The organism is Mycobacterium sp. (assembly GCF_035314905.1).
Lineage (GTDB): Bacteria > Actinomycetota > Actinomycetes > Mycobacteriales > Mycobacteriaceae > Mycobacterium.
The window spans coordinates 1-7,425 of record NZ_DATFYW010000138.1; the positions used below are offsets into that span (position 1 = coordinate 1).

The 7,425-nt window shown below is 68.3% G+C and carries 8 protein-coding genes; 1 reads left to right on the forward strand and 7 read right to left on the reverse strand.

The genetic code is table 11. From position 1 onward, the window contains the following. Positions 1–309: 309 nt before the first annotated feature. A complete protein-coding gene (locus tag VKG81_RS11735; RefSeq protein ID WP_422656522.1) occupies positions 310–2,082 on the forward strand; it encodes an IS1634 family transposase in 1,773 nt (590 codons plus the stop codon). Between the two features lie 79 nt (positions 2,083–2,161). Here the strand turns inward: VKG81_RS11735 and VKG81_RS11740 are convergent, their stop codons facing one another. From VKG81_RS11740 to VKG81_RS11770, 7 genes are all read right to left on the reverse strand, one after another. Beyond that, positions 2,162–2,329, reverse strand: a complete 168-nt coding sequence (locus VKG81_RS11740) for a hypothetical protein (RefSeq protein ID WP_324396087.1) — start codon at positions 2,327–2,329, stop codon at positions 2,162–2,164. Between the two features lie 82 nt (positions 2,330–2,411). Further along, entirely contained in the window at positions 2,412–2,840 is a 429-nt protein-coding gene (locus VKG81_RS11745; protein ID WP_324396088.1) for a ketosteroid isomerase family protein, read from the reverse strand. A 19-nt stretch (positions 2,841–2,859) separates the two neighbouring features. Then, entirely contained in the window at positions 2,860–4,935 is a 2,076-nt protein-coding gene (locus tag VKG81_RS11750) for an FAD-dependent oxidoreductase (RefSeq protein WP_324396089.1), read from the reverse strand. A 142-nt stretch (positions 4,936–5,077) separates the two neighbouring features. After that, positions 5,078–6,205, reverse strand: a complete 1,128-nt coding sequence (locus VKG81_RS11755) for an NDMA-dependent alcohol dehydrogenase (RefSeq protein WP_324396090.1) — start codon at positions 6,203–6,205, stop codon at positions 5,078–5,080. Between the two features lie 105 nt (positions 6,206–6,310). After that, positions 6,311–6,865, reverse strand: a complete 555-nt coding sequence (locus VKG81_RS11760; protein ID WP_324396091.1) for a nuclear transport factor 2 family protein — start codon at positions 6,863–6,865, stop codon at positions 6,311–6,313. A 2-nt stretch (positions 6,866–6,867) separates the two neighbouring features. Then, on the reverse strand, positions 6,868–7,068 hold the full coding sequence (locus VKG81_RS11765; RefSeq protein WP_324396092.1) for a ferredoxin: 201 nt from the start codon (positions 7,066–7,068) through the stop codon (positions 6,868–6,870). Then, positions 7,065–7,425, reverse strand: a 361-nt coding sequence (locus VKG81_RS11770) for a cytochrome P450 (protein WP_324396093.1), incomplete at its 5' end; no start/stop codon positions are given. The genes VKG81_RS11765 and VKG81_RS11770, both read right to left, overlap by 4 nt.

Here is a 7,425-nt window from a genome sequence, read left to right on the forward strand (position 1 = left end):
GGGGAACTGGAAGCCGACACCGATGTCGCCGGCTTGGTGGACATGCTGCTGGCGCTGCTGTGGGGTATGGGGTTCTACGCCGGATTCGCCGGTGGCATCGACGGCCTCGAAGCCGCCGCAGGGCAGCTGCAGCGGTTGTTCGTCGGCAGTCTGTGGAATGCCAACCGCTAGGCCGAAGTTACTGCCGGTGAGATAGGTGGAATCTGGGTTTGAGCTTGGATTCTTGGCGGTTCATGGCCTGGGTGTGTAGCCATTAATTTGTGCGTGTCGTTGGCTGTCATGTCTGAGTGCATCTTGTAGCATTCATGTATGGCGCAGTCAGTGGCAATGCATGTAGCCCGGACACCGAGCACCTATGTGGACAAGGCCGGCAATGTGCGCCGCTACGAGTCGGTGTTGGTGCGCCGCACCTATCGGGACGGCAAGAAGGTGCGCCACGAAACCCTGGCCAACCTGTCCAAACTGCCCACCGATGTGATCGCCACCGTGGAGGCGGCGCTGAAGGGCCAGACGTTGGTGCCCGCCGAATCGGTGTGCACCATCATCCGCTCACTGCCCCACGGGCATGTGGCGGCGGTGGCGGCGATGGCCCGCGCGCTGGGTTTCCCGGCGCTGCTGGGCCCGGCGTGCCGGTCGCGGGATCTGGCGCTGGGGCTGATCATCTCGCGGGTGGTACGGCCGGGGTCGAAGCTGTCCACGCTGGCCTGGTGGCCCGACACGACCCTGGGCGCCGATCTCGGCGTGGCCGGCGCGTCCACCGACGAGGTCTACGCCGCGATGGACTGGCTGGCCGGCCGGCAGCAGGCGATCGAAAAGAAGCTCGCGGCCAAACATCTCGGCGCGGATGTGAATCCGGGCCGGATGGCGTTGTTCGATCTGACCAGCGCGTGGGTGACTGGCCGCTGCTGCGAGTTGGCCGCGCGCGGCTACTCCCGCGACGGCAAGAAGGGCTGCGAGCAGATCGAGTACGGCGTGCTCACCGACCCGCAGGGCCGCCCGGTCGCGACGCGCGTGTTTGCCGGCAACACCGCCGACCCGGTCGCGTTCACCGAGATCGTCACCGCGATCCGCGACGAGCTGGGCATCGCGCGGCTGGTGCTGGTCGGCGACCGCGGCATGATCACCTCCGCCCGCATCGACGCTCTGCGCGAACTCAACGATGCCGGAACGGATTTCGGGTGGATCACCGCGCTGCGCGCGCCAGCGATCGCCAAACTCGCCGCCGACGACGGGCCGCTGCAGATGAGCCTGTTCGATACCCAGGACCTGGCCGAGATCACCCACCCCGACTACCCCGGCGAACGGTTGATCGCCTGCCGCAACCCCGCGCTGGCCGCCGAACGTGCCCGCAAACGCGACGAGCTGCTGGCCGCGACCGAGAAAGACCTCGCCCGCATCGCCGCCCGGGTCGGCGCCGGCACTCTGCACGGCGCCGGCAAGATCGGTGAAACCGTCGGCAAGGCCATCGGGAAATACCACATGGGTAAGCACTTCCGGCGCGACATCACCGACACCACCTTCACCTACCATCGCGACACCGCCCGCATCGACACCGAAGCGAAGCTGGACGGCATCTACGTGTTGCGCACCAGCGTCGAGGCCGACACCCTCGACCCCGCCGCGGTCGTCGAAAGCTACAAGAACCTCGCCAACGTCGAACGCGACTTCCGCATCATCAAGACCGACGACTTGGACCTGCGCCCCATCCACCACCGCCTCGAGGACCGGGTCGAAGCCCACGTGCTGATCTGCCTGCTCGCCTGCTACCTGGTTTGGCACCTGCGCAAGGCCTGGGCGCCACTGACATTCACCGACGAACACCCACCCCAGCGGGCCAACCCCGTGGCGCCAGCGCGGCGTTCCCACCACGCCGACACCAAGGCCGCCCGCAAACACGACCCCACCGGCAACCCGCTACGCAGCTTCCGCGGCCTACTCGATCACCTGGCCACCCTCACCCGCAACCAGCTCCGCTACCACGGCACCACCATCGACGTGCCCATGCTCGCCGAACCCACCCCCGACCAACGCCGCGCCTTCGACCTCCTCAACACCCCCATCCCCCTCACCATCGCCGCGTAGCCACAACAACCACCAACGAAACCAGCGAACCCCCAGGCCAACCCCCGGATTCACCCACTTCAGCAGTCGTAACTTCGGGTTAGCGATGGGCCGACAGGCAGTGGCTGTAGCTCCAATGGGGGTGCCCCGGGCAGAAGTAGTCCGGAAGCGGCCCGGCCTGGGCATCGGTTGCGGCGCCCAGACCGGCCAGGCCCACCCCAGCGGTGATCAACGCTGTCGTGGCCGCGCAGCGCGCAAACTTCTTCATCCGCTGGTGATACCTCCCCAGCCTTGGCGGAAGCTGGGCCTCGGCCGGGTGGTTGCGCACAAGTTCCTGGGAATCGAGCCGGCTAGCTTCCATCCTGGCCGAACGTCATCGCCCTCATGTTCCAGTAGCCGCGCATGTTGGCGATCAGCCCCGCCTCGTCGACCCGGTACGTGAACACGCCCCGCACCGTGCTGGTGAAGCCGCCTTCGAACCTGCTGTGCAGCACGAGGATGTGTGCGATCTCGTTCGGCGAGCTCGACGGGAACGTCTCCTCGCAGGTGATCGTCAGCTGGTTCTTGGCGATGTTGGCGTCGAAGAACTCGCCGACGCCGGCCTTGCCGCGGACGCCTTGACCGTCGGGATTGGTGACAGCCTCACCGATCGGGTCCTCGATGACGACGTCGTCGGCCATCAACGCCAGCCAGCCTTCTCGGTCACGGGCCTGCACGCAGCGCCACGACGCCTGCGACGCGGTCAGTGCCGGCGTTGCCGCAACGGTCTTCTCGGACATGGTGGATCTCCTGTCGTGATCAGATGGCGCACGCCGCCCGGGCGCCGTCTTCGGTTGCCTTGCGAATGAGACCCAGCCCGGTGCAGTCGCCCGCGGCCCTGACGACGACGTCCGGCATCGCGGCGGCGAGGGTGTCGTGAAGCGTGGTGTCCGGCTCCAGCGAGCCGGCCAGCACCACGGCGTCGGCCGCGAGTTCACGCGGGGAGCCGGCGTTCGGCCGAAACACCAGACCGCCGGCCGCGATTCGCTCGACGTCGGCGCGAACGTGGACGGCGACGCCGAGCCGGTCCAGTCGGTCCATGTGTTCGGTCTTTCGCTTGTTGCCGATCTCCGGCGCTATCGTCTTGCCCGCCTCCAGTATGGTGACCAGTCGACCACGTGCGGCGAGAAACTCGGCGAGTTCGAGTGCTACCAGGTCGCCGCCGACGATGGCGACCCGGTGCCCCAGCGGCATCCACGCCCGGGTGGCCAGGCGCACCGCCTTGGGTTGGACCAGCCGCTGCCCCCGGCCGGCGAGGATCCGCGCGCCCAGCCGCTGCCACGCCGGCTGGCCCCGCTCGGCGTGCCCGGCGAGCAGCTCCCGCAGCGCCGGGCCGCTGTAGACGTGCGGCAGCGCCGCACCGGGAACCTCGGGCAGCGCCACCCGGCCCCCGGTGGCCACGACCACCGCCTCGGGTGCGAGCTCGACGACCTCCTCGGCGGTGACCGCGTGCCCGAGCCGCACGTCGACGCGGGCGTCGGCGATTTCCCGCCGCAGATAGTGCAGGAACGGCTCGTTCTCGGGGTGCAGGATCGACGCCCATAGCAGCGCGCCGCCGAGCTGGTCGTTCCGCTCGAACAGGGTGACGCGATGGCCCCGGCCCGACGCCACACGGGCGGCCTCCAGACCTGCGGGGCCGCCGCCGATCACGACGACCCGCTTGCCGCGCTCGGCACGGTGCGGCGTGAGCTCGCGCTCTTTGCCGGTGCGTGGGTTGACCGCGCAGTCGACCGAAAACCGTTGCTCCATCGCGTCGATGCAGTTCTCACACGAGATGCACCTGCGGATCCGGTGCGCGCGGCCGGACAGAAGCTTGTTGGGCAGGTCCGAGTCGGCCAGCAGCGGCCGCCCCATCGCGATGAAGTCCGCGCGGCCGTCGGCCAGGATCTGCTCGGCCCGGGAGGGATCGTGAATGCGGCCCACGGCGATCACCGGCACGTCGACCACCTGTTTCACCGCGGCGGCCGCGCCGACGTTGAGGGCGTCTCCGTCGTCGGCGGCGTTGACCATCCCGGTCACCAAGCGGTCGATGACACCGCCGCTGACATGGAAGGCGTCAACGCCGGCTGCCACGAGTTGCGGGGCCACCTGGGCGGTTTCGTAGATCGGCCGGCCGCCCGCGATCCGCTCGTATCCGGAGATGCGCAGCGTGATCGGGAACTCGTCACCGACCTCCGACCGTATCGCGGCCAGCGTCTCCAGGACCACCCGCAGCCGCCCCCGCACCGAATCGCCGCGGTAGTCGTCGGTGCGCCGATTGCGTTGGGGCGCGAGAAAGGAGCCGAGGAACATGTAGCCGTGCGCCGCGTGCAGTTCGATCCCGTCGTAGCCGGCCGCCACCGCACGCCCGGCGGCGGCTTTGAAGAGGTCGACGATCTCCGCGATCTGTGCGGGGGAGACCTCGGCCGAGGGACGACCGGTCAGGTACGAACCGATGACGGACGGGCCGAGCGACGTGACGCCGTGCATCTCCGGCCCGAGTCCGTCCGGGCCGGCGTGCACGATCTGCGGCTGGATCTTGGCGCCGTGCTGGTGGACGGTGTCGACGAGCGCCCGGTGTGCGTCGACGGCCGCGTCGGTCCCCAGGTGAAGACCCCCCGGCGTCTCCGGGTGACGGTGGTCGATGCCCGTCGCGCCCACGGTGATCAGCCCCACCCCGCCCTCGGCGCGCGCCGCGAAGTAGTCGCGGGTGCGCTCCGACGGCAGGCCGTCGGGGGTGCCGTACATCGTCTCCATCGGCGACATCACCAGCCGGTTGCGCACCGCCATGGTCCCGATCCGTCCCGGCCGCAGCAGGTACGGGAGCGATGAGCCGCCTGCGCGAAGAGCAGACAACGCCGATGATCCTCTCGGGCGGGCAGCCCAGAGTGAAGTCACTGCGCGAAGTGGCCGGCGAACGCCCGGGGGGGAAGGTCGGCGCTGGTGCCGACGTTGCCGGACGCGACGCGCACGACGCGCGGAGCCGTCACGCCGGCGCCTAACGGTCGGCGTCGGTGTAGCGAATGACGCCGCGGATGTTCTTGCCCGCCAACATGTCCTGGTAGCCCTCGTTGATCTGTTCCAGCTTGTACTGCCGGGTGATCATGTCGTCGAGGTTCAGCTTGCCGGCCTTGTACATCGACAACAGCTGCGGGATGTCGTAGTGCGGGTTGCCACCGCCGAAGATCGTGCCCTGCAGGTTCTTCTGCATCAGGGTCAGCATCGCCAGGTTCAACGTCACCTCGGTGTCCAGCAGGCTCCCGATCGCGGTCAGCACGCACGTGCCGCCCTTGGCGGTGATGTTCATGTAGCTGTCGATGTCGTGACCGTCGAGCTCGCCGACCGTGACGACGACCTTCTTGGCCATCAGGCCGTAGGTGACCTCCGCGATGCCCATCAGCGCGGCGTTGATGTCGGGGTAGACGTGCGTGGCGCCGAACTTGAGGGCCTGGTCGCGTTTCCACTCGATCGGGTCGATCGCGAAGATGTAGCGGGCACCGGCGTTGACCGCGCCCTGCAGCGCGGACATGCCCACGCCGCCGACGCCGACGATCGCGACGTCATCACCCGGCCGGATGTCGGCGGTGCGGGTCGCCGAACCGTAGCCCGTGGTCACACCGCAGCCGACCAGGCAGGCCACTTCGAACGGGATCGACGGGTCGATCTTCACCACGGAGCTCTTGTGCACCACCATGTACGGCGAGAACGTGCCCAGCAGGGTCATCGGGTAGACGTTCTGGCCCTTGGCCTGGATGCGGAACGTCCCGTCGGACACCGCGGCGCCGTTGAGCAGCCCGGCCCCCAGGTCGCACAGGTTGCGCAGCCCGGACTGACACGACGGGCATTTGCCGCACGACGGGATGAACGACAGCACGACGTGATCGCCGGGCGCGAGATCCTCGACCCCGGGCCCCACTTCGGTCACGATGCCGGCGCCCTCATGGCCACCGAGCACCGGGAAACCAGCCATCGGGATGCCGCCGGTCACCAGATGGTGGTCGGAGTGGCACATCCCCGACGCTTCCATCTGGATCTTGACCTCGTCCTTGTGCGGGTCTCCGATCTCGATCTCCTCGATCGACCACGGCTGGTTGAACTCCCAGATGAGAGCGCCCTTGGTCTTCATCTAGTTCCTCCACTTGTTCGCTTGTGTCGGGGGCCGGCGCGGTGTGACTCGCGCCACGGTGACAGTGAGCTTACGTGAGCACCGATAATCCCGTTCTTTGGCTGCTCACCAGAGCGGAACCGGCGATTTGCCGAGCGGGAAATAACCGGGGACCTTCTCGCCGGCGATGCCGCGCTCGATGCGCTTCTGCATGCCCTTGCTGAGCTTGCCGGCCTTGATCAGGTCCATGTAGAGCGCCGACACGTGGCCGAAGTCGAAGAAGTCGCGCTGCCAGTTCCACTTGCCGCCGCCGGCGTAGCGGAACCAGCTGCCGCCGATCCCGTACACCTCTTGTTCGCTGCCGTCGGAGTCGGTGGCCACCTGCTTCCAGAAGCCGACCACCTCGCCGATGCGGTCGTCGATGATCACCCGCTGGTAGGGGTACCGCCAGCCCTCGAGCCCTTCCATCTCCTGGCCGAGCGCAATGTTGCGGATCTCGTCGATGCCGACACACATCACGTCTTCCTTCGGGCCGATGTTCCAGCCGTAGGTGGCGTCATCGGTGTAGAAGTCGGCCAGCCCGCGCCAGTCGCCCTTCCTTTCGGCCTCGCGGTTGGCTTCCAGCCAGCGCTCGACGACGTCTTCGAGTTCGGAACGGGGGAACCCCGATGGTTGCGCCACGCCTAGTCTCCTGTCTCTCTGATGGTTAGTGCTCGGGTGGGACAGGCCCACACGGCTTGCTCGATCTCGGCGCGGGCCTCGTCGGGCGGCTCGCTGTCGAGGATCTCGACCTGGCCGCGCTTGGGCACCCGGAAATAGTCGGGCGCCTCGAGCTCGCACATCGCGTGGCCCTGACACAGGTCCAGGTCGACGTCGATCCTCACAGGGCGCCCTCGGAGCCCCGCTCCCGCCGGCGGTACCGGGCCACGCAGGGCTGGGCCAGCTGGACCACCATTTTGGAGTGGTCGTTGCGGTAGCTCTCGGGCGGCTGGGCCAGCTCGAACTCCCACTCCCGGAGGAGGACCGAGAAGATGGCCTTCAACTGCATCTGGGCGAACGCCGCCCCGACGCAGCGGTGGCGGCCGGCCCCGAACGGGATCCAGGTCCACGGGTTGTCCAGGTCGTCGTGGTGGGGCTCGAGGTAGCGGGCCGGGACGAAGTCGTCGGGTCGCTCGAAATCGGTGGCGATCCGGTTGGAGACCGCGATCGAGGCGCCCACGAGCTTGCCGGCCGGGATCCGG

Coding starts and splice junctions, on each gene's coding strand:
- VKG81_RS11735 (WP_422656522.1), top strand. CDS start 310: ATGGCGCAGTCAGTGGCAATGCATGTAGCCCGGACACCGAGCACCTAT.
- VKG81_RS11740 (WP_324396087.1), bottom strand. CDS start 2,329: ATGAAGAAGTTTGCGCGCTGCGCGGCCACGACAGCGTTGATCACCGCT.
- VKG81_RS11745 (WP_324396088.1), bottom strand. CDS start 2,840: ATGTCCGAGAAGACCGTTGCGGCAACGCCGGCACTGACCGCGTCGCAG.
- VKG81_RS11755 (WP_324396090.1), bottom strand. CDS start 6,205: ATGAAGACCAAGGGCGCTCTCATCTGGGAGTTCAACCAGCCGTGGTCG.